General features: G+C 59.4%; 25 protein-coding genes. 19 read left to right on the forward strand and 6 right to left on the reverse strand.

All coding sequences use genetic code 11. From position 1 onward, the window contains the following. Nucleotides 1-123 precede the first annotated feature (123 nt). The gene (gene argJ, locus V3W40_RS24480) at nucleotides 124-1341 is read left to right on the forward strand and encodes a bifunctional glutamate N-acetyltransferase/amino-acid acetyltransferase ArgJ (protein WP_065925885.1); all 1218 of its coding nucleotides are present in this window, start codon (nucleotides 124-126) and stop codon (nucleotides 1339-1341) included. Between the two features lie 18 nt (nucleotides 1342-1359). Beyond that, nucleotides 1360-2304 carry a Nudix family hydrolase gene (locus V3W40_RS24485; protein WP_330215785.1) on the forward strand — a complete coding sequence of 315 codons (945 nt, stop codon included), beginning with the start codon at nucleotides 1360-1362 and terminating at the stop codon, nucleotides 2302-2304. A gap of 71 nt (nucleotides 2305-2375) precedes the next feature. On the opposite strand, the gene V3W40_RS24490 is transcribed toward V3W40_RS24485, so the two are convergent. The 4 genes from V3W40_RS24490 to V3W40_RS24505 all read right to left on the reverse strand — a co-directional run bounded on the left by V3W40_RS24490 (nucleotide 2376) and on the right by V3W40_RS24505 (nucleotide 7292). Then, nucleotides 2376-3524, reverse strand: a complete 1149-nt coding sequence (locus V3W40_RS24490; protein ID WP_442962866.1) for an integrase core domain-containing protein — start codon at nucleotides 3522-3524, stop codon at nucleotides 2376-2378. A 189-nt stretch (nucleotides 3525-3713) separates the two neighbouring features. Further along, nucleotides 3714-4292: a cob(I)yrinic acid a,c-diamide adenosyltransferase gene (locus V3W40_RS24495; protein WP_065939170.1), complete on the reverse strand. Its 579-nt coding sequence runs from the start codon at nucleotides 4290-4292 to the stop codon at nucleotides 3714-3716. A gap of 2 nt (nucleotides 4293-4294) precedes the next feature. After that, on the reverse strand, nucleotides 4295-6328 hold the full coding sequence (locus V3W40_RS24500) for a sensor histidine kinase (RefSeq protein ID WP_330215787.1): 2034 nt from the start codon (nucleotides 6326-6328) through the stop codon (nucleotides 4295-4297). Between the two features lie 46 nt (nucleotides 6329-6374). Then, entirely contained in the window at nucleotides 6375-7292 is a 918-nt protein-coding gene (locus V3W40_RS24505) for a putative 2-dehydropantoate 2-reductase (RefSeq protein ID WP_315872407.1), read from the reverse strand. 123 nt (nucleotides 7293-7415) lie between these two features. Here V3W40_RS24505 and V3W40_RS24510 point away from each other — a divergent pair, with 123 nt between their 5' ends. Next, nucleotides 7416-7901 (forward strand): YajQ family cyclic di-GMP-binding protein, encoded by a 486-nt coding sequence (locus tag V3W40_RS24510; RefSeq protein ID WP_053135814.1) that lies wholly within the window; start codon nucleotides 7416-7418, stop codon nucleotides 7899-7901. A 135-nt stretch (nucleotides 7902-8036) separates the two neighbouring features. Further along, nucleotides 8037-8879 carry a mechanosensitive ion channel family protein gene (locus tag V3W40_RS24515; protein WP_065925890.1) on the forward strand — a complete coding sequence of 281 codons (843 nt, stop codon included), beginning with the start codon at nucleotides 8037-8039 and terminating at the stop codon, nucleotides 8877-8879. A 190-nt stretch (nucleotides 8880-9069) separates the two neighbouring features. Here V3W40_RS24515 and V3W40_RS24520 read toward each other — a convergent pair whose 3' ends face one another. After that, entirely contained in the window at nucleotides 9070-10368 is a 1299-nt protein-coding gene (locus V3W40_RS24520; RefSeq protein ID WP_092488941.1) for an OprD family porin, read from the reverse strand. Between the two features lie 745 nt (nucleotides 10369-11113). On the opposite strand from V3W40_RS24520, the gene V3W40_RS24525 reads away from it, so the two are divergent. Together V3W40_RS24525 and V3W40_RS24530 are read left to right on the forward strand one after the other, a co-directional pair. Next, nucleotides 11114-11539: an HIT domain-containing protein gene (locus tag V3W40_RS24525; RefSeq protein ID WP_330215788.1), complete on the forward strand. Its 426-nt coding sequence runs from the start codon at nucleotides 11114-11116 to the stop codon at nucleotides 11537-11539. Nucleotides 11540-11542: 3 nt separating this feature from the next. Beyond that, nucleotides 11543-11749, forward strand: a complete 207-nt coding sequence (locus V3W40_RS24530) for a SlyX family protein (RefSeq protein ID WP_065925891.1) — start codon at nucleotides 11543-11545, stop codon at nucleotides 11747-11749. Nucleotides 11750-11818: 69 nt separating this feature from the next. On the opposite strand, the gene V3W40_RS24535 is transcribed toward V3W40_RS24530, so the two are convergent. Continuing rightward, nucleotides 11819-12421: a cold-shock protein gene (locus tag V3W40_RS24535; protein ID WP_005790922.1), complete on the reverse strand. Its 603-nt coding sequence runs from the start codon at nucleotides 12419-12421 to the stop codon at nucleotides 11819-11821. A gap of 428 nt (nucleotides 12422-12849) precedes the next feature. On the opposite strand from V3W40_RS24535, the gene V3W40_RS24540 reads away from it, so the two are divergent. From V3W40_RS24540 to tolB, 13 genes are all read left to right on the forward strand, one after another. After that, nucleotides 12850-13323 carry a Dps family protein gene (locus V3W40_RS24540; protein WP_065925892.1) on the forward strand — a complete coding sequence of 158 codons (474 nt, stop codon included), beginning with the start codon at nucleotides 12850-12852 and terminating at the stop codon, nucleotides 13321-13323. A gap of 179 nt (nucleotides 13324-13502) precedes the next feature. Beyond that, entirely contained in the window at nucleotides 13503-13844 is a 342-nt protein-coding gene (locus tag V3W40_RS24545) for a ribbon-helix-helix domain-containing protein (protein ID WP_065925893.1), read from the forward strand. 178 nt (nucleotides 13845-14022) lie between these two features. Next, on the forward strand, nucleotides 14023-14244 hold the full coding sequence (locus V3W40_RS24550) for an FmdB family zinc ribbon protein (RefSeq protein WP_010208103.1): 222 nt from the start codon (nucleotides 14023-14025) through the stop codon (nucleotides 14242-14244). 107 nt (nucleotides 14245-14351) lie between these two features. Then, nucleotides 14352-16127, forward strand: coding sequence for an aspartate--tRNA ligase (gene aspS, locus V3W40_RS24555; RefSeq protein WP_027605538.1), 1776 nt, complete (start codon nucleotides 14352-14354; stop codon nucleotides 16125-16127). A 135-nt stretch (nucleotides 16128-16262) separates the two neighbouring features. Continuing rightward, on the forward strand, nucleotides 16263-17009 hold the full coding sequence (locus V3W40_RS24560) for a YebC/PmpR family DNA-binding transcriptional regulator (protein WP_027605539.1): 747 nt from the start codon (nucleotides 16263-16265) through the stop codon (nucleotides 17007-17009). A gap of 157 nt (nucleotides 17010-17166) precedes the next feature. After that, the gene (ruvC, locus tag V3W40_RS24565; protein WP_065925894.1) at nucleotides 17167-17691 is read left to right on the forward strand and encodes a crossover junction endodeoxyribonuclease RuvC; all 525 of its coding nucleotides are present in this window, start codon (nucleotides 17167-17169) and stop codon (nucleotides 17689-17691) included. 67 nt (nucleotides 17692-17758) lie between these two features. Continuing rightward, the gene (gene ruvA, locus V3W40_RS24570; protein WP_003175802.1) at nucleotides 17759-18370 is read left to right on the forward strand and encodes a Holliday junction branch migration protein RuvA; all 612 of its coding nucleotides are present in this window, start codon (nucleotides 17759-17761) and stop codon (nucleotides 18368-18370) included. Continuing rightward, nucleotides 18371-19429: a Holliday junction branch migration DNA helicase RuvB gene (gene ruvB / locus V3W40_RS24575; RefSeq protein WP_065925895.1), complete on the forward strand. Its 1059-nt coding sequence runs from the start codon at nucleotides 18371-18373 to the stop codon at nucleotides 19427-19429. A 140-nt stretch (nucleotides 19430-19569) separates the two neighbouring features. Further along, nucleotides 19570-20025, forward strand: a complete 456-nt coding sequence (ybgC, locus tag V3W40_RS24580) for a tol-pal system-associated acyl-CoA thioesterase (protein WP_032890914.1) — start codon at nucleotides 19570-19572, stop codon at nucleotides 20023-20025. A 1-nt stretch (nucleotide 20026) separates the two neighbouring features. Continuing rightward, nucleotides 20027-20722, forward strand: coding sequence for a protein TolQ (tolQ, locus tag V3W40_RS24585; protein ID WP_053135845.1), 696 nt, complete (start codon nucleotides 20027-20029; stop codon nucleotides 20720-20722). A gap of 23 nt (nucleotides 20723-20745) precedes the next feature. Next, complete coding sequence (gene tolR / locus V3W40_RS24590) at nucleotides 20746-21198, forward strand: protein TolR (protein WP_330215817.1); 453 nt, start codon at nucleotides 20746-20748, stop codon at nucleotides 21196-21198. Next, a complete protein-coding gene (tolA, locus tag V3W40_RS24595) occupies nucleotides 21198-22271 on the forward strand; it encodes a cell envelope integrity protein TolA (RefSeq protein ID WP_027605542.1) in 1074 nt (357 codons plus the stop codon). Before tolR ends, tolA begins: the two co-directional genes overlap by 1 nt. Before the next feature lie 17 nt (nucleotides 22272-22288). Continuing rightward, nucleotides 22289-23569 (forward strand): Tol-Pal system beta propeller repeat protein TolB, encoded by a 1281-nt coding sequence (gene tolB, locus V3W40_RS24600; protein WP_043293513.1) that lies wholly within the window; start codon nucleotides 22289-22291, stop codon nucleotides 23567-23569. The last annotated feature ends 35 nt before the right edge of the window (nucleotides 23570-23604 follow it).

Raw genomic sequence — 23604 nt, forward strand, 5'->3', positions numbered from 1 at the left:
GATTTTTGCCTGACGCTGCTATACCCCGCGCCGCGACCGGCCCCTGCCGTCGCGGCGTTTTGCCATTAATTTCACCGTCGATCACGACGGCACAGACATCACCTATTTTTAAGGAGCGCATTCATGGCTGTTGGTCTTGGTCCTTTGCCCACATTGCACCCGGTTGCCGGTTTTGAGCTCGGTATCGCTTCGGCCGGCATCAAGCGCCCAGGGCGCAAGGATGTGGTGGTGATGCGCTGTGCCGAAGGCTCGACCGTTGCGGGCGTGTTCACCCTCAACGCCTTCTGCGCCGCGCCGGTGATCCTGGCCAAGCAGCGTGTTGCCGGCTCGATTCGTTACCTGCTGACCAACACCGGCAATGCCAACGCCGGTACCGGCGAGCCGGGGCTGGTCGCCGCTGCGCGCACCTGTGCCAAGCTGGCCCAACTGGCCGGCGTGGACGCCAGCCAAGTGCTGCCATACTCCACCGGCGTCATCGGTGAGCCGTTGCCGGTCGAAAAAATCGAAGGCGCCCTGCAAGCCGCGCTGGACGACCTGTCCGTGGATAACTGGGCGGCAGCCGCCACCGGCATCATGACCACCGACACCCTGCCAAAAGGCGCGAGCCGCCAGTTCGTGCACGACGGTGTGACGGTTACCGTGACCGGTATCAGCAAGGGCGCGGGCATGATTCGCCCGAACATGGCCACCATGCTTGGCTATATCGCCACCGACGCCAAGGTTTCCCGCGATGTGCTGCACAGCCTGATCCTGGACGGCGCCAACAAGTCGTTCAACCGCATCACCATTGATGGCGATACGTCCACCAATGACTGCTGCATGCTGATCGCCACCGGCCAGGCCAACCTGCCGGAAATCACCGAGGCCAGCGGCCCGCTGTTCGCGGCGCTGAAGCAGGCGGTGTTCGAGGTGTGCATGGACGTGGCCCAGGCCATCGTGCGTGACGGTGAAGGCGCGACCAAGTTCGTGACCGTTGAAGTCAACGGCGGCGCCAACCACCAGGAATGCCTGGATGTCGGCTACACCGTGGCCCACTCGCCGCTGATCAAGACCGCGCTGTTCGCCTCCGACCCGAACTGGGGCCGTATTCTGGCTGCCGTCGGCCGTGCCGGCGTGCCGGACCTGGACGTGAGCAAGATCGACGTGTTCCTTGGCGACGTATGCATCGCCAGCCGTGGCGCCCGTGCCGAGACCTACACCGAAGCCCAGGGTTCGGCGGTGATGCAGCAGGAAGAAATCACCATCCGCATCGAGCTCGGTCGCGGTGAGTGCAGCGAAACCATCTGGACCACCGACCTGTCCCACGAGTACGTGAAGATCAATGCGGAATACCGCACCTGATAGAAGAGGATAAGCGCGGTGAAACGAGTGCATGTAGCAGCAGCGGTGATCCGCGGTGTCGACGGCAGGATCCTGCTGGCGCGCCGTGCCGATACCCAGCATCAGGGCGGCCTGTGGGAGTTTCCCGGTGGCAAGGTGGAGGCCGATGAGTCGGTCGCCACGGCCCTGTCCCGTGAGTTGCAGGAAGAGCTGGGTATCCAGGTCACCACGGCGCGACCGCTGATCAAGGTGCAACATGACTACCCGGACAAGCAGGTGTTGCTGGATGTCTGGGAAGTCTCGGCCTTTACCGGCGAGCCCCACGGTGCCGAGGGACAACCGCTGGAATGGGTGGCCCCGCGCGATCTGCCCCACTATGAGTTCCCGGCGGCCAATGCGCCGATCGTGGCGGCTGCGCGCTTGCCGGCCGACTACCTGATCACGCCGGGCGAGCTGGAAACGCCCACGCTCTTGCGCGGGATCCAGAAGGCTATTGCCGGTGGCATCAAGCTGATCCAGCTGCGGGCGCCCAACGGTTACGACCCCAAGTACCGCGACCTCGCGGTAGATGCGGTGGGCCTGTGCGCCGGTAAGGCGCAGTTGATGCTCAAGGGACCGTTTGAATGGCTCGGGGACTTCCCGGCGGCCGGCTGGCATATGACCTCCTCCCAACTGCGCAAATATGCGAGCAAGGGCCGGCCGTTGCCGAAGGATCGCTGGTTGGCGGCGTCATGCCATAACGCGGAAGAACTGGCGTTGGCGGAGTTGATGGACGTGGATTTTGTCACGCTGTCGCCGGTGCAGCCGACCCAGACCCATCCCGATGCGCAGCCGTTGGGCTGGGAGCAGGCGGCAGAGTTGATCCGTGGGTTCAGCAAACCGGTGTTTCTGTTGGGTGGGGTTGAGCCTGCGCAGCGGGAGCAGGCGTGGGAAGCCGGCGCTCAAGGTGTCGCAGGAATTCGGGCGTTCTGGCCTGAGGTTTGATGCTGTTCTGAAGGGCCCTATCGGGATGTAGAACCGTAGACATCGTTTACATCTGAAACCGGGGACATCGTTTACACATTTGAGGCCTGGACGCGGGTCATACCTCGTCCAAGCCTCCCCAAGGGATAATCACACAGGTACAAATCCCAAGCTTCATCTTCAGCTTCTTTGAGCCCTATCCTTTCCCCGGACAGCGCCTCGCTGATAAATACCAACTTGCCGTTCCACTTGATCGATCCGTCCTGCCTGACGCTTCGAACTTTCATTTCTGCCGGATATTCCACATCGGGCAAGCATCCTGGATAAATTCGGGTGGACGGCACATACAAGTCTCCCGGACGTTTCATGCCGAGCGCTTCGTGAGGGCGTACGTAATTAAACTCATGCCTGAAATGCTCCAGCAAAAGCTGCTGCTCGACTAAGTTTTTCCCTAAGGGCAACTCAAGTTTCAAGCTACGGTGCATTCGTTCATGGCGACCATTCTGGGCGGGTCTTCCCGGCATGGTTCGCTCGGGATAAATACCCAGCCGAATCCACCAAACTGCCAGTGTGGATATTCTTGCCAGGCCAGGAGAGGCGAACGGTACCCCGTTGTCCGAACGGATAACTTCCGGCATGCCGTACTCCTGAAAAAGCCTCTCAAAGGCCTGTTTTACAGGCTGGGTCATGATCTTGGGATGGGCCCTGCACGCTAAAATCAGCCGCGACGCATGGTCTGTGACGGTCAAAGGGAAGCACATCTGAGCATTAAGCATCTTGAACTGCCCTTTGTAGTCAGCACACCACGTCTTGTTAGGTTCGTCGGCCTTTCGCATTTGTGCGTGGGAAATGCTGTGTCGGCGTTTGAAGCGCCGCTTTTTGACGAGCCCAAGTCGGTCAAGCCATTGACCGGCCGTACTTGGAGAGGGCCAGGTGACGGAGGGATCTTCCAGCCGTAATAGCTCGAGAAGCTTTTTCGGCCCCCATTTACCGTGAGCCTCCTTCATCGCGACTACACGGGCCAAAATCTCGTCGTCGGTTTTATTTGGGCTGTTGTGAGGTCGCCGGGACAGTTCGGATAAAGACCTCAAATCGCCGTCGTGCCGGGCAATCCACTTATCGACGGTAGGTCGGCTAACGTCAAAGCGGCGTGCCAACTGGCTTTTGGTGAAGTTGCCAGAAAGCCAATCAGCTACCAGCTTGATTCTTTGATTCATGGGGGACTCTTGGTTCCAGGGCATGATCAGTTACCTCCTGATCATGCGTATTAGCCTGTAAACCATGTCCCCGGTTAGAAATGTAAACGATGTCCCCGGTTTGTACCGGAGCAAGCCCCCTCCCACATTCGACCGGGTTCCAACTTTGGAATGTGATCAAAGTGTGGGAGGGGGCTACACCCCGATGAGGCCCTGTCAGTCACCGAATCATCATCAGTGTGGCTTTGCCGCCGCCTGCCACAACACTTCAGCAACCCCCTGGCGCTTGGCAATCACCCGCGCCGCCACAAACAGCAAATCCGACAATCGATTGATATACGCCAACCCCACCCCTTCCAACGGTTCAACCGCATTCAAATGCTGACAGCGTCGCTCGGCACTGCGCGCCAGGCTGCGGCATACATGGGCCTGGGCAATCAGCGCTGAACCACCGGGCAAGATGAAATTCTCCAGGGGCCCGAGTTCTTCGTTCCAGCGATCGATCGCCGCTTCCAGCCGATCCACTTCCGCCGCGTTCAATGCCTTGTACTCCGGCATTGCCAACTCCCCACCCAGATCGAACAATCGATGCTGGCAAGGCGTAAGCACCTCGATCACGTCCTGTAAGCCTGGATGCTGCCCGCCGAGGGCTTCGAGATACGCCAGCAGTAACCCCAACTGGCTATTCAGCGTATCGACCTCTCCGATGGCTTCCACCCGGGGATGGTCCTTGGGCACGCGGCGGCCGTCGCCGAGGCCGGTTTCGCCTTTATCGCCGGTGCGGGTGTAAATCTTCGACAGGCGAAAGCCCATGGTCAGTGCTCCAGTTGGGTGAGTTCGTAAGGTGGCAGTTGGCCCGCCAGGGGCAGGCGCAAGGTGAAGCAGGTGCCTTGGCCGAGGGTGGAATGCACCTCCATCTGGCCCTTGTGGTTGTTGGTGATGATGAAGTACGACACCGACAGCCCAAGCCCGGTGCCCTGGCCGATTTCCTTGGTGGTAAAGAACGGCTCGAAGGTGCGTTTACGCACGTTTTCGCTCATGCCGATGCCATTGTCTTCCACCTGGATTTCCGCCCACGGCGGGTTAAGGCGCGTGCGCAGGATGATGCGCCCCGGTTCGCTGTCGTCCTCGCGCAGGTGAATGGCCTGGGCGGCGTTTTTTAGCAGGTTGAGCAGCACCTGTTCCAGTTCGTTGGCCGTGCCGGGCACGGGGCCCAGTTGCGGGTCGAACTGACGGATGATTGCCTGGCCCTTGAAATCGAAGCCAATGGCCAGGTCAAAGTCGTTACCGGCGATTTCTACCGCCTGGTCGATCAGCGCCGGCAGGTCGCAAGGCGCCATCTGCCGGTTGCTGCGGCGGCTGAAGCTGAGCATGTGGGTGACGATTTTCGCCGCCCGTGCCCCCGCCTGCTGGATACCGTCGAGCAGTTGCGGCACTTCGCGGCTTTGCAGGTAGCGGTTGACGATGCCCAGCTCAACGCCCACTTGTTCGGCGTGTTCCAGGTTCTTGGGCAGGTCTGGGGACAGGCGCCGGCGAATGTTCTGCACGTTATGCAGGATCGCCCCCAGCGGGTTGTTGATCTCGTGGGCCATGCCGGCGGCAAGTCCGCCGACGGAGAGCATTTTTTCCGACTGCACCATCATCTCTTCCAGTGACAGGCGCTGGGTGATGTCGTCGATACGGATCACTACACCGCGCCCGGCACCGCCCATCAGCGGGTAGAAGGTCAGGGCGTAATGCTTGGGTTCGTCGTCCTTGATCCAGGTGACGCGCTCGATGCGTTCCACCGTGTGTTGTTCCACCGTGGCCTTGATCTGCGGCAGGTACGGCTTGAGCGGCTGGAAGGCGAGGTAGATCGGTTGATTCAGCGCTTCATCCAGGCGCGTGCCGGACAGGGCCGTGGCCTCCTGATTCCATTGGGTGACGTAGAGCTGTTCGTCCAGGGCGATCAGTGCCGAAGGCATCGAGTCGATGATGCTGTTGAGGTAGTTCTGGAAACCGGTGAGCTTTTTCTCGATCTTGCTGCGCACCTGGACTTCCAGCTCCAGCTTGCGGTTGGTGTGGCGTGTCTCTTCGGCCAGGCCTTGTGCCTGGTCGTAGGCCGCCTGGGAGTCGTCCCGCGCGCGCTTGAGCTGCTGCTCCCGGGCTTCGATGCGCGACAGCATGGTGTTGAAGGCTTCGGCGAGGCTGCCGATTTCATCGCGGTTGCCCCGGCCGGCACGCAGGGCGTAGTTCTCTTCGCGGGTGACCTGGCGTGACAGCTCTTCGAGTTCATGGATCGGCCGGGTGATCAGGCGTTTGATCTGCCGGGCGATGATCAACCACAGCAGCACACTGAAAATCAGGATGCCCAGGCTCGCCGTCAATGTGCCGGTATAGAAGGCCACCGGCAGCTCACTGCTGGCCACCAGCAGCAGGTGGCCGGACGGTTGGCCGGGACGGGGCAGGGTGATGACCTGGTTACTGCGAAATTCGGTCACGCGCCAGGCTTCGATATGCCGGTAGTTGTCCGGCAGGTGCAGGCGATCGCCGTGTTGCATCTGCGCCAGGCGATTGCCTTCGCCGTCGTACAGGGCGGCGGCGCGCAGGGGCGAATAGCTGGTCAGTTCATTGAGCAGCGCATCGGCCTTGGCCGGGGATTCAAGGGCTTCGGCGGCTAGAGCCGGGTTGGATACCAGCCGGCCGATGGCCTGCAAGGCCTGGGGCGCCATGCTTTCCTGGGAGATCCAGTAGGCGGCGCTGATAAAGGTCAGGTTGGCCACCAGCAGGACGGTGGTCAGCAGCACCAGCAGGGCGGCCAGCAGTTTCTGCCCGACCGGTAGGTTTTCTAGACGCTGGCGCAGCGGCATCAGGGTTTTCCCAGGTGATAGACAGGCGGGCAGGGTAGCGCGTGCCTCAGTCGCGGGGCAATCCGCGTGCAAGTAACTGCTCGACCAGGCGCACTTGCAGTTGTTGCACATGGGGCAGGCTCAATTGGTGACGGGCGGCCGCCTGGCAAGCATAGCCCAACAAGTAGCTGATTTCGGTGCGGCGGGCGTTGGCCACGTCCTGGTACATGGAGGAATAATTGGCGGCCGTGGCCTGGATAACCCGTTCCACTTCCTGGTGCAGACCCCGCGCGGCGGCGGGTTGGCCGCAGCATTCCAACAGTTCGCCAAGCTCGGCACACAGGGTCGCGACTTCACATTGATGGCTCTGCAGTTCGCCATTGCGGCACTGGTAAAGCACCGTCAGCGGGTTGATCGCGCAATTGAGCGCCAGTTTGCGCCACAGGCGCGTCAGGATGTCGGTACTCCATTCGTGGGGGATGCCCGCAGCGTGCAGGTCATCCAGCCACAGCGGCGGAGTAGGGTGGCTCGCGTCCCCCAGCCAGGTGTAGCCATGGCCGGCGAACACCACGCGCCAGTCACCGTCGCGAAACGCGCCTTCGGTGCTGGAGGCAAAAATGCAGCGCGCCTGGGGCAGTTGCGCGGCCACCGCGTCTTGGCTGCCGAGGCCGTTCTGCAGCAGGATCAGCTCGGCGTCCGGTGCGAGGCGGTGTTGCAGTTGTGCGACAGCGCCCTGGGCGTCGTAGGCCTTGCACGCTACCAGCAGGCGATGAATCGGCTCGGGGCTGTAGGGCGTTTCAGCGAACACCGGGTAGGTATGGGCGACGCCGTGTTCCACCAGGGTCAAGCCGGGTGAAGCCCGGTAGCTGGCCAGGCGCGTGGCATCGCGCAGGATCAACCTGACGGGTAAGCCGGCACGAGCCAGGCGGGTGGCCCACAGTGTGCCCAGGCTGCCCGCGCCAAGAATATGCCAGGTGGTCGACATCAGTTTCTGCTCCGTAGGGTCGCTCACAGTGAACGGGACGAAAGAACCGCTATAATGCCCCGGCATTTTAGCTCGGGCGCGCTCCATCTCTACTGAGCCCGCCCCTTATATTGGAGAAATCACATGCCTTCGTTCGACGTGGTATCTGAACTGGACAAACACGAAGTCACCAACGCCGTCGAGAACGCCGTCAAGGAGCTGGACCGCCGCTATGACTTGAAAGGCAAGGGCAGCTTCGAATTCAAGGAAAAGGAACTGACCGTCAACCTGACCGCTGAAGCCGATTTCCAGCTGGAAGCGATGATCGAGATCCTCAAGCTGTCGTTGGTCAAGCGCAAGATCGACGCGCAGTGCCTTGAAATCAAGGACGCCTACGCCTCCGGCAAGCTGATGAAGCAGGAAGCCGTACTCAAGGAAGGTATCGACAAGGAGCTGGCAAAGAAGATCGTTGCCCATATCAAGGATGCCAAGCTGAAAGTCCAGGCGGCCATCCAGGGTGAGCAGGTTCGTGTCACCGGCAAGAAGCGTGATGACCTGCAGGATGCCATTGCCGCCCTGCGCGCCAAGACCTTCGACATGCCGCTGCAGTTCAATAACTTCCGCGACTGATGGCACATTGGGGAACCTGCGGGCGTTTTCGGCGTCCCACGCCCCAGAGCCAGCGCCTGCTCTTGAGCCCTACGGGGCTCATTTGCGTTTTCAGGCAGTCAATAAGCCGCACATTCGCCATACAGGAGAAGCTACATGGATTTAAACGCTGAAATGGATCACTTGATCAAGACCTCACAGTCATGGATCCCGATGATCATGGAATACGGCAGCCGGGTGTTGCTGGCGGTGATCACCCTGGCCATTGGCTGGTGGCTGATCAACGTATTGACCCACCGCGTGGGCCGCCTGCTGGCCATGCGTAACGCGGACCTGGCGCTGCAGCACTTCATCACCAGCCTGGCGAACATCGCGCTGAAAGTCATGCTGATTGTCAGTGTGGCCTCGATGATCGGCGTGGCGACCACGTCGTTCGTCGCCGCCATCGGTGCCGCTACCCTGGCCATCGGCCTGGCGTTGCAAGGCAGCCTGGCGAACTTTGCCGGTGGTGTGCTGATTCTGTTGTTCCGCCCGTTCCGCATTGGTGACTGGATCGAGGCCCAGGGCACCTCCGGGACCGTCGATAGCATCCAAATCTTCCACACCGTGCTGCGTACCGGTGACAACAAGACCGTCATCGTGCCCAACGGCATCCTGTCCAACGGCATCATCACCAACACCAACCGTCAGCCGACCCGCAAGGTGGTCTTTGATGTGGGTGTGGACTACGAGGCGGATCTGCAAAAGGCTCGTGAAGTGCTGCTGGAGCTGTCAAAAGATCCGCGTGTACTGACGGATCCTGCTGCGGTGGCCGTGGTGTCGACCTTGGGCGATAGCTCGATCACTGTTTCCCTGCGCTGCTGGACCAATACCCCGGATTATTGGGATGTAGTGTTCATGTTGAATGAACTGGCGCGTGATCGTTTAAAGGCTGCGGGGATTGATATTCCATTTCCGCAGCGCGTTATTCGAGTGATGCAGGAAGCAGCTCCGAAGTAAGTGAAAGAAGCGCGTTTAACTTGGCCGAAAGGTCAGGTTAAACGTGTCACTTGAATCTCGTTAGTTAGCTTGCTAGTTATTTATTCGCTGAAATAAAACTGCAATAAAAAAGCCGCTCCCTTGTAAACAGGGGAGCGGCTTTTTTGTTTAAGGCCGGAGCCTTAAGTCATCGTTGTAATTGAACCGGCAATTACAAGATGTTCAGCGGGTAGTTTGCGATCAGACGCAGTTCGTCGATCGAAGGCGAACCGTAGTACACGCCATCGCCGGAACGATAGGTCGCTTGACGCAGACGCAGGCTCAGGTTTTTGGCTGGACCGCTCTGAATCACGTACTTGGCTTCGATATCGCGTTCCCACTCTTTACCATTGTTAGTGGTGCCGGTGTCGGCGCCGCTACCGGTTATGTAACGAGTCATGAAGCTCAAACCAGGAACGCCAAAGGTTGCCATGTTGATGTCGTAACGTGCCTGGTAGGACTTCTCGCCTTCGGCGTTGAAGTCGGAACGGGCAACGGAGTTGGCCAGGAAGACCGTGCCGCCGCCGTCTACGCCGTAGCCGTAGTCGCCGTCGCCGGTAACCTTCTGGGCGGCCAGGGTGAACGTGTGAGCGCCGATGGTGTAGGCGCCCTGCAAGCTGAACGCGCGGTTGTCGAGCTTGGTCGTGCCATCTTTTTCGGCACGCTGCAGGCCGGCACCGTCGCTCTTGGTGTCGTAGATGTTGAAGTCCAGAGCGAAGGACTGGTCATCGCTGAGCGCGTGGGTCCAGTTCACGTTGCTGTAGTACTTGCGGAAGTAGTCTTCGGTTTTAGCGTAGTACAGGCTGCCGGTGAGCTCTGGAGTGAACGAGTATACACCGCCGACAAAGTCGGTCTTGGTCAGGCCCAGGCTGTCATGAAACGTCTGGTTCTGCGCAACACTGGAAGTGAAGTGGCCGCCTTCCAGTTTCAGGCCCTTGATCTCGTTGCTGGTGATCGAGATACCTTGTGGCAGTTCCGGCAGCAGACGGCTGTCGTCGGAAGCGAACACAGGGGCTGTGGTGTATTGGTCACCGACTTTCAGCACGGTGTTGGAGAAGCGGAACTTGATGGCGCCGCCGCCTTTGGAGTAGTCATCTTGCGAACGACCGTCGGAACCGGTGGGGAACAGTCCGGTGCCCGCGCGACCCTTGCCACTGTCGAGCTTGACGCCCAGCAGGCCGATTGCATCGAAACCGACGCCGATAGTGCCTTGGGTGAAGCCCGATTCGAACAGTGCATTGAAGCCCAAGCCCGTTTCTTCAGCACGGCTTTTGCGCTTGCCGTTGACCGTGGCGTAGCCGCCCGCTGGTTCATTACGGAAATCGCGGCTGAAGTACAGCGCGCGAGTATTGATGCTGAACGTACTGTCTTCAACAAAGCCCTTGGAATCGTCCTGGGCGGACGCCATTGCGAACTGCGAGGTGCCTGCTGAAACAGCCAGGGCGATCATGCTCCACTTCATCACGCGCATCGTGATTTGCTCCTTTGGTTTTAGGAAGAGTACTGCCGTCCCACCTGTATTTTTATCTGGGCGGCTCTTTCTTTTTTGTGTCGGCGCAAAGTTATATCACGCAGACTCTATTGACGATACTTACCCATCTTTCCTTTCAGCTTCTTTACGAGGCTGTCGTAAATTGCTAGTTCCATGTCGCAAATTCACAGTCCGAATGTAACGGGACTGACAACTTCAATGCTGTTTTCAAACGTCTTTCAGCGTTTGTCGTCTTCCTTGGTATGCATTGAAACGCCACTGTTTTTTATCGCGAAACACTCACTTCCCTGCAGGTGTCGTTGTCGACGATAGGGGGGTGAATGCAACAAGCGCGCCCAAACCGGTAACTGAATGTCATTTTTTCGTGAAAAACGTTACGACGGGGTAAAAACCGCATAAGCACGGGCTTTTTACGCCGTTTGGTTTGGGCTTGACGCCCGTGTGTTACCGCTGTTGGGGGGTGCAAAAAAACGTTGCCCGAGGAAAACGTTACCGGTCCACCCCCATGGGTGGGTAGTTGGCGGATCTCTTTGAGGCACAAGTGGGTCATTTTGGTGCATCCCGGTGAGGCCCGAGTTAGCGTAGCTCAATTATTCGCCTGCATCGAAAGGGTGCGGTTTTTTTCTCCGGATGCGCCGGGGCTCTCCCGCATTCGCCGTGAAGCCGCCTGCATTCAAAGGTATGCTGGGCGCCAGAACTTGACCTGCCAAACGGAGTGCCCGTGGTGTTCGCCTTAGACCAACGCCTGCAACAAGACACACTGGTGATCGGGGACTTCCCGTTGTGCCGCCTGCTGCTGTCCAATGACTCGAATTACCCCTGGTTCATCCTGGTGCCACGCATCAACGGTATCAGCGAAGTGTTTCAGCTGGATGTCGCAGATCAACAGATCCTCTGGAAGGAAACTACGTTGCTGGCGCAGTTACTCAACGAAGGCCTGGGTGCCGACAAGATGAATATCGGTGCGCTGGGCAATGTCGTCAGCCAATTGCACGTGCATGTGATCGCACGCAAGCGTGATGACGCCGCGTGGCCTGCGCCGGTTTGGGGCAAGCATCCGGCCCAGCCGTACACTGAAGAACAAGTGGCGGCCATTCGTGTGCGCCTGCACGCGTTGCTGCCTGCCGACTTTATCTTTACCCAGGATTGAACCATGGACTTGCAAGACCGCGTTACCGATCTGGAGAGCCGCCTGGCCTTTCAGGACGACACCATCGAGACCCTCAATGACATCCTGGTCGTCCAGCAGCGCGCGGTTGAACGCCTGCAGTTGCAGATGACCGCGCTGCTCAAGCGTCAGGAAGAAATGGGCGGCCAGTTCGAGACGTCCGAAGAAGAGGCGCCGCCACCGCACTATTAATCCGAGTGCAATAAAAAACCGCGACCCAGCCAAGGCTGGATCGCGGTTTTTTTGCTGCGACGGCTGGAATCAGCGACGCGGCAGGGCTGCGATCACGTCTTCGGCTTGCAGGCCTTTGTCGCGATTCATCACGGAGAACTCCACGCGCTGGCCTTCCACCAGGACGCGATGACCTTCGCCACGGATAGCCCGGAAGTGGACGAAGATGTCGTCGCCCGAATCGCGGGAAATAAAGCCGAAGCCTTTGGAGGTGTTGAACCACTTGACGGTACCGGTATCCCGATTGGTCATGTCGTAGTTTTGCGACGCGGCCGCCGGGGACGAACGGTAGAAGCTGATGGCCAGGTGAAGAACGATAGCGACCACAGCAATCACCAGGCTGAGCAGGATGGCCGGATGGCCGCCCACTTCAGGCATAGGTGCCAGGAGGGTGAGGGTTTGTACGACAACGGTCAGTACCAGCAGCGCGCTGACCAGGTTTTGCAGTTGATGACGTGTGCCTTTGTTCCAGTAAGGGATTACGGGAGCGAGCGTCAGGTTAAGAAGGCCGAACAAGGCCAGGTACAGAGCGTCGTGTTGTTGCAGGTAGGGCAGGCTTTCAGGCTGCAGGCTCGGGATAAAGGACAGCAGCAACGCTGCAACGCCCGTTAGCAGGTGGACGATTTTCAACATTTTGATTAACTCACGTTAAGACGGATCACAAGGAAGAGCTGACTGGCACGGTTCGCTTCTGAACAATGGGAGGCGTTGGGCACGTGCGCGGGTATCAGCCTATGCCGCTTGCCGTGGAAATTAACGACGGCGACACGCTGCCTATTTAACAGCAAAGGCCGTGCCTACTCAAATCGAGCATTTTCCGCGGTTGAAAGGGGCGTGGCATTTCTGCGTGAAACGCTTGTCCTAGACATGTGCAGGGGTTTCTGGCGGCCTTAAAGAAAATTTCCGACATGCCCAAAGGCTTGTACTGCACGGGCTGACAGGTCGTGCAGGGGCGATTTGCCGCATGTCGCCCGAGGGTGTCGGGCTGCGTCTCTGCGGCGCTCTTGCTAGAGTAGTCGTGCACCTGATCAATGAATGCTTGTCAATTGAAGGGGATAAACATGGCAATCGATATCGGTATCAGTGAAGAAGATCGTAAATCCATCGTCGATGGGCTTTCACGGCTGCTTTCCGATACCTATGTACTGTACCTGAAGACCCACAACTTCCATTGGAACGTCACGGGCCCCATGTTCCGTACGCTGCACCTGATGTTCGAAGAGCAGTACAACGAACTGGCGCTGGCGGTGGACGCCATAGCCGAGCGTATCCGTGCCCTGGGTTTCCCGGCACCGGGCGCCTATTCGATCTACGCCCGCCTTTCCTCCATCAAGGAAGAAGAGGGTGTTCCCAGCGCAGAAGAGATGATCAAGCAACTGGTGGCGGGCCAGGAGGCGGTCACGCGTACCGCACGTGGTATTTTCCCGTTGCTCGACAAGGTCAGCGATGAGCCGACCGCGGACCTGCTGACCCAGCGCATGCAGGTTCACGAGAAAACCGCGTGGATGCTGCGTTCCCTGCTCGAAAGCCAGTAAGCGACAGCCACAGTGGCGCCGTTGTGGCGCCACTTGCTTGTTTCCACGCATTTCCTGGCGTTGTCCTACGCCTATCAACGCCCCGTCTTCTGGCTGCCTGCCTCGTCCTGCTGTCTTATAGGGCCACTGTCCAATGGGAGAACCCATGGGCTGTTGTTTGGCAATGGAGTGTCAGGTGTATGTCACGTGGAGTGGATGTGGGAGTGATGGAAACCGGTGGTTTCCACAAGATAAGCGTCGACCCCTTCGCCAAGGGGTTCGATATGGGGCTGGCCAAGCCATTGTCCCGATCGGTAAGGCTCAACGGATTTTCCACTTGTCTTCGGCTTGAGCAGATCTATTGGAATATCCTCACGGAAATAGCCAGGATCAATGCCTGCTCTGTCAGTGCATTGCTGTCCTATGTCGATCGGGAAGTGCACTTGCGGTATGGAGGAGTGAAGAACTTCAGTGGGTTGGTCAGGGTAGTGTGTGTGGTTCATCTGTTAAAGGGCCGTGCTGCCTCGCCAAGCCCTGAGTAATCGGCAGGCCTCGGGGCTGGTCCACTGTCGAGGTGGGCCTGCCCCGGGCAGAAAGCCGGCTGCGCTGCCTTGATTTACCAGATATAATCCCGCGCTTTGCTGCTGCCGGGGCTTTCTCCCTCTGCTCTTTATCAGGAGCGGGCGCGGCACAGTAACGATCGACCGCCGAGACATCGCCATGCCCATGTACGACTATCAATGTGCTTCCTGTGGACATCAGTTGGAAGCCATCCAGAAGATCAGCGCAGCGCCGCTGGTCGATTGCCCGGCCTGCCAGGCACCCGAGCTCAAGAAGATGTTGTCCATGCCGGGCTTCCGCCTGAGCGGCAGCGGCTGGTACGAGACCGATTTCAAGACCGGTTCGAAGAAGAACCTGGCGGGCGGCGACAAAGCAGACTGAGTTGAACTCCATGCGCAGGCTCCTGCATTATCCGTCCCCTGCTTTAATGTACGGTGACGAGGCAGGCCTCCACCGAATTTCGAATTACGAGAAGTGAAACCACTACCATGATGCGCAGCCACTATTGCGGCCAACTGAACGAGACCCTGGATGGTCAGGAAATCACCCTTTGCGGATGGGTTCACCGTCGCCGCGACCACGGCGGGGTGATCTTCCTCGATATCCGTGATCGTGATGGCCTGGCCCAGGTGGTATTCGATCCGGATCGCGCCGAAAGCTTCGCCGCCGCTGACCGTGTGCGCAGCGAGTACGTCGTGAAGATCACCGGCAAGGTTCGCCTGCGTCCGGCCGGTGCCGTGAACGCGAACATGGCGTCCGGTGCGATCGAAGTGCTGGGCTACGAGCTGGAAGTACTGAACGAATCGGAAACCCCGCCGTTCCCGTTGAACGAATACTCCGACGTCGGCGAAGAAACCCGCCTGCGCTACCGCTTCCTGGACCTGCGTCGTCCGGAAATGGCCGAGAAGCTGCGCCTGCGTTCGCGCATGACCACCAGCATCCGCCGCTTCCTCGACGAGAACGGCTTCCTTGACGTCGAAACGCCTATCCTGACCCGGGCCACCCCGGAAGGCGCGCGTGACTACCTGGTGCCTAGCCGTACCCACGCCGGCAGTTTCTTCGCCTTGCCGCAGTCGCCGCAGCTGTTCAAGCAGCTGCTGATGGTGGCCGGTTTCGACCGTTACTACCAGATCGCCAAGTGCTTCCGCGACGAAGACCTGCGCGCCGACCGCCAGCCGGAATTCACCCAGATCGACATCGAGACCAGCTTCCTCGATGAAAAAGAGATCATGGGCATCACCGAGCAGATGATCCGCAACCTGTTCAAGGAAGTGCTGGACCTGGAGTTCGGCGAATTCCCGCACATGACCTTCGAAGAAGCCATGCGCCGCTACGGTTCGGACAAGCCAGACCTGCGTAACCCGCTGGAACTGGTGGACGTGGCCGACCAGCTCACCGAAGTTGATTTCAAGGTGTTCAGCGGCCCCGCCAACGACCCGAAATGCCGCATCGCCGCCCTGCGCGTGCCTGGCGGCGCGAGCATGCCGCGCAAGCAGATCGACGACTACACCAAGTTCGTCGGCATCTACGGTGCCAAGGGCCTGGCGTATATCAAGGTCAACGAGCGCGCCAAGGGTGTTGAAGGCCTGCAGTCGCCAATCGTGAAGAACATCCCGGAAGCCAACCTCAATGTGATCCTGGATCGCGTGGGCGCGGTCGACGGCGACATCGTGTTCTTCGGCGCCGACAAAGCCAAGATCGTCAGCGAAGCCCTGGGCGCGCTGCGGATCAAGCTGGGCCACGACCTGGACCTGCTGACCTGCAAGTGGGCACCGATGTGGGTCGTCGACTTCCCGATGTTCGAAGAGAACGATGACGGCAGCTTCAGCGCCTTGCACCACCCGTTCACCGCGCCGAAGTGCTCGCCCGAAGAGCTGGAAGCCAACCCGGCAGGCGCGCTGTCCCGCGCGTATGACATGGTGTTGAACGGTACTGAGCTGGGTGGCGGTTCGATCCGTATCCACCGCAAAGAGATGCAACAAGCGGTCTTCCGCCTGCTGGGCATCAACGAAGCGGAACAGGAAGAGAAGTTCGGCTTCCTGCTCGACGCCTTGAAATACGGTGCGCCGCCCCACGGTGGCCTGGCTTTCGGCCTCGACCGCCTGGTGATGCTGATGACCGGTGCCCAGTCGATCCGTGAAGTGATCGCGTTCCCGAAAACCCAGAGTGCTGCGGACGTCATGACCCAGGCTCCGGGCGTGGTGGATGCCAAGGCATTGCGCGAGCTGCATATCCGCCTGCGCGAGACGCCGAAGGCTGAGTAAGGCTGCTGCGTGAAAGCGCACTGAGGTTTACGCAGTCTAAAAAGGCGCATCTTCGGATGCGCCTTTGCGTTACAAGGGGTGTATCCCACCCGGGGTGGGGTTGATAAGGTTTCTAGAGAATTTCGGAGTTGTGTTATGGCTGGCCATTCCAAGTGGGCGAACATCAAGCACCGCAAAGAGCGTCAGGATGCCAAGAAAGGCAAGATTTTTACCAAGTGGATCCGTGAGCTGACGGTCGCTGCCCGCCAGGGCGGGGGTGACCCGGGCTCCAACCCGCGTCTGCGCCTGGCCCTGGACAAGGCCCTCGGCGCCAATATGAGTCGTGACATTATCGACCGTGCCGTGGCCCGTGGGGCCGGCGCTGCCGACACCGACGACATGGTCGAGTTGACCTACGAAGGCTACGGCCCGGGTGGCGTGGCGGTGATGGTCGAATGCATGACCGATAACCGCAACCGTACTGCCGCCGCCGTGCGTCATGCGTTCAGCAAGTGTGGCGGCAACCTGGGGACTGACGGTTCGGTGGCCTACCTGTTCGAACGCAAGGGGCAGATCTCCTTCGCGCCGGGTGTGGATGAAGATGCGCTGATGGAAGCGGCGATGGAGGCGGATGCCGACGACGTAGTGACCAATGAAGATGGCTCCATCGACGTGTTTACCTCGTTCGCCGGCTTCTACGCCGTGCGTAATGCCCTGGAAGCGGCCGGTTTCAAAGGCTCCGACGCCGAGATCGTGATGCTGCCGACCACCAGTGCCGAGCTGGACCTGGACGGTGCGCAGAAAGTGCTGAAGATGCTCGATATGCTCGAAGACCTGGATGATGTACAGAACGTGTATTCCAACGCCGACATCCCGGAATCCGTGGCCGAACAGCTAGGCTGAAGAATGACGTAGATCCAAATGTGGGAGGGGGCTTGCTCCCGATGGCGGTGTATCAGTCAGCCTATGTCTAACTGGACGATCGCCATCGGGAGCAAGCCCCCTCCCACATTAGAACTACGATGTATCAAAAAATGTGTTTATCCGACCTGCAGGCGTTATGACTTTAATCCTAGGTATCGACCCCGGTTCGCGCATCACCGGTTTTGGTGTGGTGCAACACACCCCGCGCGGCTGCGTCTACGTCGCTTCGGGCTGTATCCGTACCGGCGCAGGCGAGTTGGCTGAGCGCCTGCAGATCGTCTATCGCGGCGTGCGTGAAGTGATCCAGACCTACGGACCGGTCACCATGGGCATCGAAAAAGTGTTCATGGCAAAAAACGCCGACTCAGCCCTTAAACTCGGACAAGCCCGTGGCGCCGCCATCGTGGCAGGGGCCGAAGAGGGCATGGAAATCGCCGAATACACCGCGACCCAGGTCAAGCAGGCCGTGGTCGGCACCGGTGCGGCCAATAAAGAGCAGGTGCAGATGATGGTCATGCACATGCTCAAGCTCACCTCAAAGCCGCAGATCGATGCCTCCGACGCCCTGGCCATTGCCATTTGCCATGCGCACACGCGCTCCAGCCTGCTGCCTCACGGCCTGGGCATGGCACGCAGTCGTGGCGGGCGCCTGCGTCTCTGATAGCATCAGCGCAATCGTTATTTCCGGTCAGGCCTCGCTCTGACCCCAAGCTTTAAGGATCTGAACCGTGATTGGACGCTTGCGCGGCACCCTGGCTGAGAAACAGCCGCCGCACCTGATTCTGGATGTAAACGGGCTGGGGTATGAGCTGGAAGTGCCCATGACCACCCTGTACCGCCTGCCGTCGGTCGGTGAACCTATAACGCTGCATACCCATCTGGTGGTGCGCGAAGACGCGCAACTACTCTATGGTTTCATTGGCAAGCGCGACCGCGACTTCTTCCGCGAACTGATTCGCCTTAATGGCGTGGGGCCTAAATTGGCCCTGGCGTTGATGTCGAGCCTGGAAGTGGATGAGCTGGTACGAGCCGTTTCGGCCCAGGACACCTCAGCGCTGACCAAGGTACCGGGCGTGGGCAAGAAAACCGCCGAGCGCCTGTTGGTAGAACTCAAGGACCGCTTCAAGGCCTGGGAAGTGGTGCCGAGCATGTTCGCCCTGGTGCCGAACCAGCCGGATATGCCGGCGGGCCAGGTCGCGAGTGCTGAAAGCGACGCCGTCAGTGCGCTGATCTCCCTGGGCTACAAACCCCAGGAGGCCAGCAAGGCCGTCTCGGCCATCAAGGACAAGAACCTGAGCAGCGAAGACATGATCCGCCGAGCCCTGAAGGGAATGATTTAAGTGATTGAAGCTGATCGTCTGATCGCGGCCACCGGGCCTCGTGACCGTGAAGAAGTCCAGGACCGCGCCATCCGGCCCTTGAGCCTTGCCGACTACATCGGCCAGCCCACCGTGCGCGAGCAGATGGAGTTGTTTATCCAGGCCGCGCGCGGGCGCAGTGAGTCCTTGGACCATACCTTGATCTTCGGCCCGCCGGGGCTGGGTAAAACCACCCTGGCCAACATCATTGCCCAGGAAATGGGCGTGTCGATCAAGTCCACCTCCGGCCCGGTGCTGGAGCGGCCAGGTGATTTGGCGGCGTTGCTCACCAACCTCGAGCCCCATGACGTGCTGTTCATCGACGAGATCCACCGGCTCTCGCCTATCGTCGAGGAAGTGCTGTACCCGGCGATGGAAGATTTCCAGCTCGACATCATGATCGGCGAAGGCCCGGCGGCCCGCTCGATCAAGCTCGACTTGCCACCGTTCACGCTGGTGGGCGCGACGACCCGTGCGGGCATGCTGACCAACCCGCTGCGAGACCGTTTCGGCATCGTTCAACGTCTGGAGTTCTATAGCACTACCGATCTGGCGACCATTGTCAGCCGTTCGGCCAGTATTCTCGGCCTGCCCCTGGACCCGGAGGGCGCGTTTGAAATCGCTCGTCGGGCCCGGGGCACGCCACGGATTGCCAACCGCTTGTTGCGTCGTGTGCGTGACTTTGCCGAAGTACGGGCCAAGGGGCATATCACCAAGGCCGTGGCGGACCTGGCCTTGAACCTGCTGGATGTGGACGAGCACGGCTTCGATCATCAGGATCGACGCCTGCTCTTGACCATGATCGAGAAGTTCGACGGCGGCCCGGTGGGTGTCGACAGCCTGGCGGCGGCCATCAGTGAAGAGCGCCATACCATCGAAGATGTGCTGGAGCCGTACCTGATCCAGCAGGGCTATATCATGCGTACGCCAAGGGGGCGGGTGGTGACGCGCCATGCCTATCTGCACTTCGGGTTAAACATTCCGTCACGATTGGGGGAGATGCCCGTGGTAGACGAATTCCTTGATGCAGTGGACGATTAAAAGCTTCACGCCAGTCGATTTATTCGATGTTTGTGCTGTCCTAGTGGCTGGCGTCGTCATTCAGTCACTGGATATGTTTTTCGAGAATGAAAAAACAGTTGCCCCACCGGATTGGCAACCTGAGGAGTAAGCACTAGAGTATGCGCGCGCAAAACGGGGATCAGTCGTTCGCACATCGCTGTCGCGTTTATTACGAGGACACCGATGCCGGCGGCATCGTGTATTACGTCAATTATCTCAAGTTCATGGAGCGGGCTCGTACCGAGCGGCTACGGGAGCTGGGCTTTGCCCAATCCCAGCTGGCAGGGGAGGACCTGTTATTCGTCGTGCATTCCAGCGAGGCGCGTTACCACGCACCGGCGCGACTGGACGACGAGCTGCTGGTCAGCGCTGAAGTAATCGAATTGAACCGTGCCAGCCTGCGTTTCAAGCAGCAGGTCAGGCGGGCAACGGATGCAACGCTGCTCTGTGAGGGGCAGTTCCTGGTGGCGTGTGTGCGCACCAATAGTTTGAAACCTCGGGCCATTCCCGAAACTCTACGTGCGGCCTTTGCCGCCGTGAGCGGCGCGGGTAAACAATCAAAGCAGGAGATTTAGCGTGGAACCTACCGTCGTCGACCATTCCTCCATGTGGAGCCTGGTCAGCAATGCCAGTGTCGTGGTTCAACTGGTGATGCTGACCCTGGTAGCCGCATCGGTTACCTCTTGGGTCATGATTTTTCAGCGCAGCAACCTGCTGCGCGCCGGTCGACGTGCCCTGGAGAGCTTTGAAGAGCGCTTCTGGTCGGGTATCGACCTGTCCAAGCTGTACCGCCAGGCCGGCAGCAACCCGGACCCGGACTCGGGCGTCGAGCAGATCTTCCGCGCGGGCTTCAAGGAATTCTCGCGCCTGCGCCAGCAGCCGGGTGTTGATCCGGAAGCGGTCATGGAAGGCGTGGCCCGTGCCATGCGCGTCGCCATTTCCCGGGAAGAAGAGAAACTGGAGCAGAGCCTGCCGTTCCTCGCTACCGTCGGTTCCGTCAGCCCGTACATCGGCCTGTTCGGTACGGTGTGGGGGATCATGAACTCGTTCCGCGGCCTGGCCCAGGCCCAGCAAGCGACCCTGGCCACCGTGGCCCCGGGTATTGCCGAAGCCCTGATCGCCACCGCGATCGGCCTGTTCGCCGCTATCCCCGCAGTAATTGCCTACAACCGCTTTGCTGCAACCAGCGAAACGTTGATCAGCCGTTACTACACCTTCGCCGATGAGTTCCAGGCGATCCTGCACCGTAAAGTGCACACCAGCGAAGAATAAGCAGGTAATTCCCAATGGCTTTAATCGCTCGAGCTCGCAAAAAGCGCAAGCCGGTCGCCGAGATGAACGTAGTGCCCTACATCGACGTGATGCTGGTGCTGCTGGTGATCTTCATGGTGACCGCGCCGATGCTCAACCAGGGCGTGAAGGTTGATCTGCCCAAGGTTTCCAGTGAAGCCTTGCCGCAGGACAACAACACTCAGGTCCTGACCATTTCGATCAAGGCTGACAAGACCTATTACTGGAACCTTGGCAGCGAAGTCGACACCCAGAAGCAACAGGACAAGGCCTTGACCCTGCCGGCGATGACCGATGCGGTGACCAAGATCATTCGCTCCGGCAACGAAGGCGGCAAGCACACCCAGGTGTTCATCCGCGGCGACAAGTCGGTCGACTACGGTTCCGTCATGGGCGCCATGGGCGGGCTGCAGAGGGCCGGCGTCGGTAACGTTGGCTTGATTACCGAGGCGCCCTGATGCACCAACAGCGAGAGCCGTCCGCCTCGGAAAGCTTCTTCTGGCCTAGCGTCTGGGCAATTGCCCTGCACGTCCTGGTCTTTGGCATGCTGTTCGTCAGCTTTGCCATGACTCCGGACCTGCCGCCAGCCAAGCCGATCGTGCAGGCGACCCTGTATCAGCTGAAATCGAAAAGCCAGGCCACCACCCAGACCAATCAGAAGATTGCGGGTGAGGCCCAGAAGTCGGCTGCGCGCCAGACTGAAGTCGAACAGATGGAACAGAAGAAGGTCGAGCAGGAAGCGGTGAAGGCTGCTGCGGAACAAAAGAAAGAAGAGGCGGCTCAAAAGGCCGAGGAATCGAAAAAGGCTGACGAAGCCAAGAAGGCCGACGAGGCGAAAAAGGCTGATGAAGCCAAGAAAGCCGAGAAAGCTGCCGAAGCTAAAAAAGCTGAAGAGAAACAATTGGCTGATATAGCCAAGAAGAAATCTGAAGAAGAAGCCAAGAAGGCTGCCGAAGAAGAGGCCAAGAAAAAGGCCGCTGAAGACGCCAAGAAGAAAATAGTCGAAGACGCGAAGAAGAAAGCCGCCGAAGACGCCAAGAAAAAAGCTGAAGCAGACGAGGCGAAGAAGAAAATCGCCGACGACGCGAAGAAGAAAGCTGCCGCCGATGCCAGCAAGAAAAAGGCCCAGGAAGCAGCGCGTAAATCCGCCGAAGAGAAAAAGGCCCAGGCCTTGGCAGATTTGCTCTCCGACACGCCGCAGCGTCAGCAAGCCTTGGCCGATGAGCGTGGTGATGAAGTCGCGGGCAGTTTCGACGACCTGATTCGGGCGCGGGCAGCAGAAGGCTGGACACGTCCACCTTCGGCACGCAAAGGCATGACAGTAGTGCTGCAGATCGGCATGTTGCCGGACGGTACGGTGACTTCGGTCAGCGTGGCCAAGTCCAGTGGTGACGGTTCGTTCGACAGTTCGGCGGTTGCCGCGGTCAAGAATATTGGCCGGTTGACCGAGATGCAGGGAATGAAACCAAGCGACTTCGCTCCCTATCGTTCATTCAAGATGACATTCACACCTGAGGATCTAGCCTTGTGAGAAACCTTCTTCGAGGAATGCTTGTCGTTATTTGCTGTATGGCAGGGATAGCGGCGGCGGATGAAAAGAACATCCTGGTCACCAGCGGCAGCGATCGGGCTACCCCGATCGCGGTAGTGCCGTTTGGCTGGCAGGGCGGCAGCGTGCTGCCGGACGACATGGCCCAGATCGTCAGCGACGACCTGCGCAATTCCGGTTACTACGCACCGATTCCGAAAGGCAACATGATCAGCCAGCCGACCCAGGCCAGCGAAGTCATCTTCCGTGATTGGAAAGCGGTGGGCGCGCAGTACCTGATGGTCGGCAGCATCACGCCGGCCGGCGGTCGCCTGCAGATCCAGTACACCTTGTTCAACGTGGCCACCGAGCAGCAGGTCCTGACCGGCAGCGTATCGGGTACCGCCGAACAACTGCGCGACATGGCCCACTACATCTCGGACCAGTCGTTTGAAAAACTCACCGGTATCAAGGGGGCGTTCTCGACACGCCTGCTTTATGTAACGGCCGAGCGTTTCTCCGTAGACAACACTCGCTACACCCTGCAGCGTTCGGACTACGACGGTGCGCGGGCAGTGACCTTGCTGCAATCCCGTGAGCCAATCCTGTCGCCGCGCTTCGCGCCGGACGGCAAGCGTATTGCCTACGTGTCTTTCGAACAGAAGCGTCCGCGTATCTTCGTCCAGCACATCGATACTGGCCGTCGTGAGCAGATCACCAACTTTGAAGGCCTCAACGGTGCACCGGCCTGGTCGCCGGATGGTTCGCGCCTGGCATTCGTACTGTCCAAGGACGGCAACCCGGACATCTACGTGATGAACATGGCTTCGCGCCAGATCAGCCGCGTGACCAGCGGTCCTGGTATCAACACCGAACCGTTCTGGGGCAAGGATGGTTCGACCATCTACTTCACCTCGGACCGCGGCGGCAAGCCACAGATCTACAAGACCAGCGTTGGCGGTGGGGGCGCGGAACGCGTGACCTTTATCGGTAACTACAACGCCAATCCTAAGCTTTCGGCTGATGAAAAGACGTTGGTGATGATTCACCGTCAGGATGGTTTCACTAATTTCCGGGTTGCGGCCCAGGATTTGCAGCGTGGAACGGTAAAAATCCTCACAGATACCAACCTTGATGAGTCAGCTACTGTTGCGCCCAACGGCACCATGGTAATCTACGCCACCCGCCAGCAGGGCCGGGGAGTCTTGATGCTCGTGTCCATTAATGGACGCGTAAGGCTCCCGCTTCCTACCGCACAAGGCGAAGTCAGAGAACCGTCCTGGTCCCCTTACCTGAACTGACGCGGCGCTACAAAAAGAAGTACTTAACACACTGG

Source organism: Pseudomonas sp. AM8, assembly GCF_036346475.1.
Taxonomy (GTDB): Bacteria; Pseudomonadota; Gammaproteobacteria; order Pseudomonadales; family Pseudomonadaceae; genus Aquipseudomonas; species Aquipseudomonas marginalis.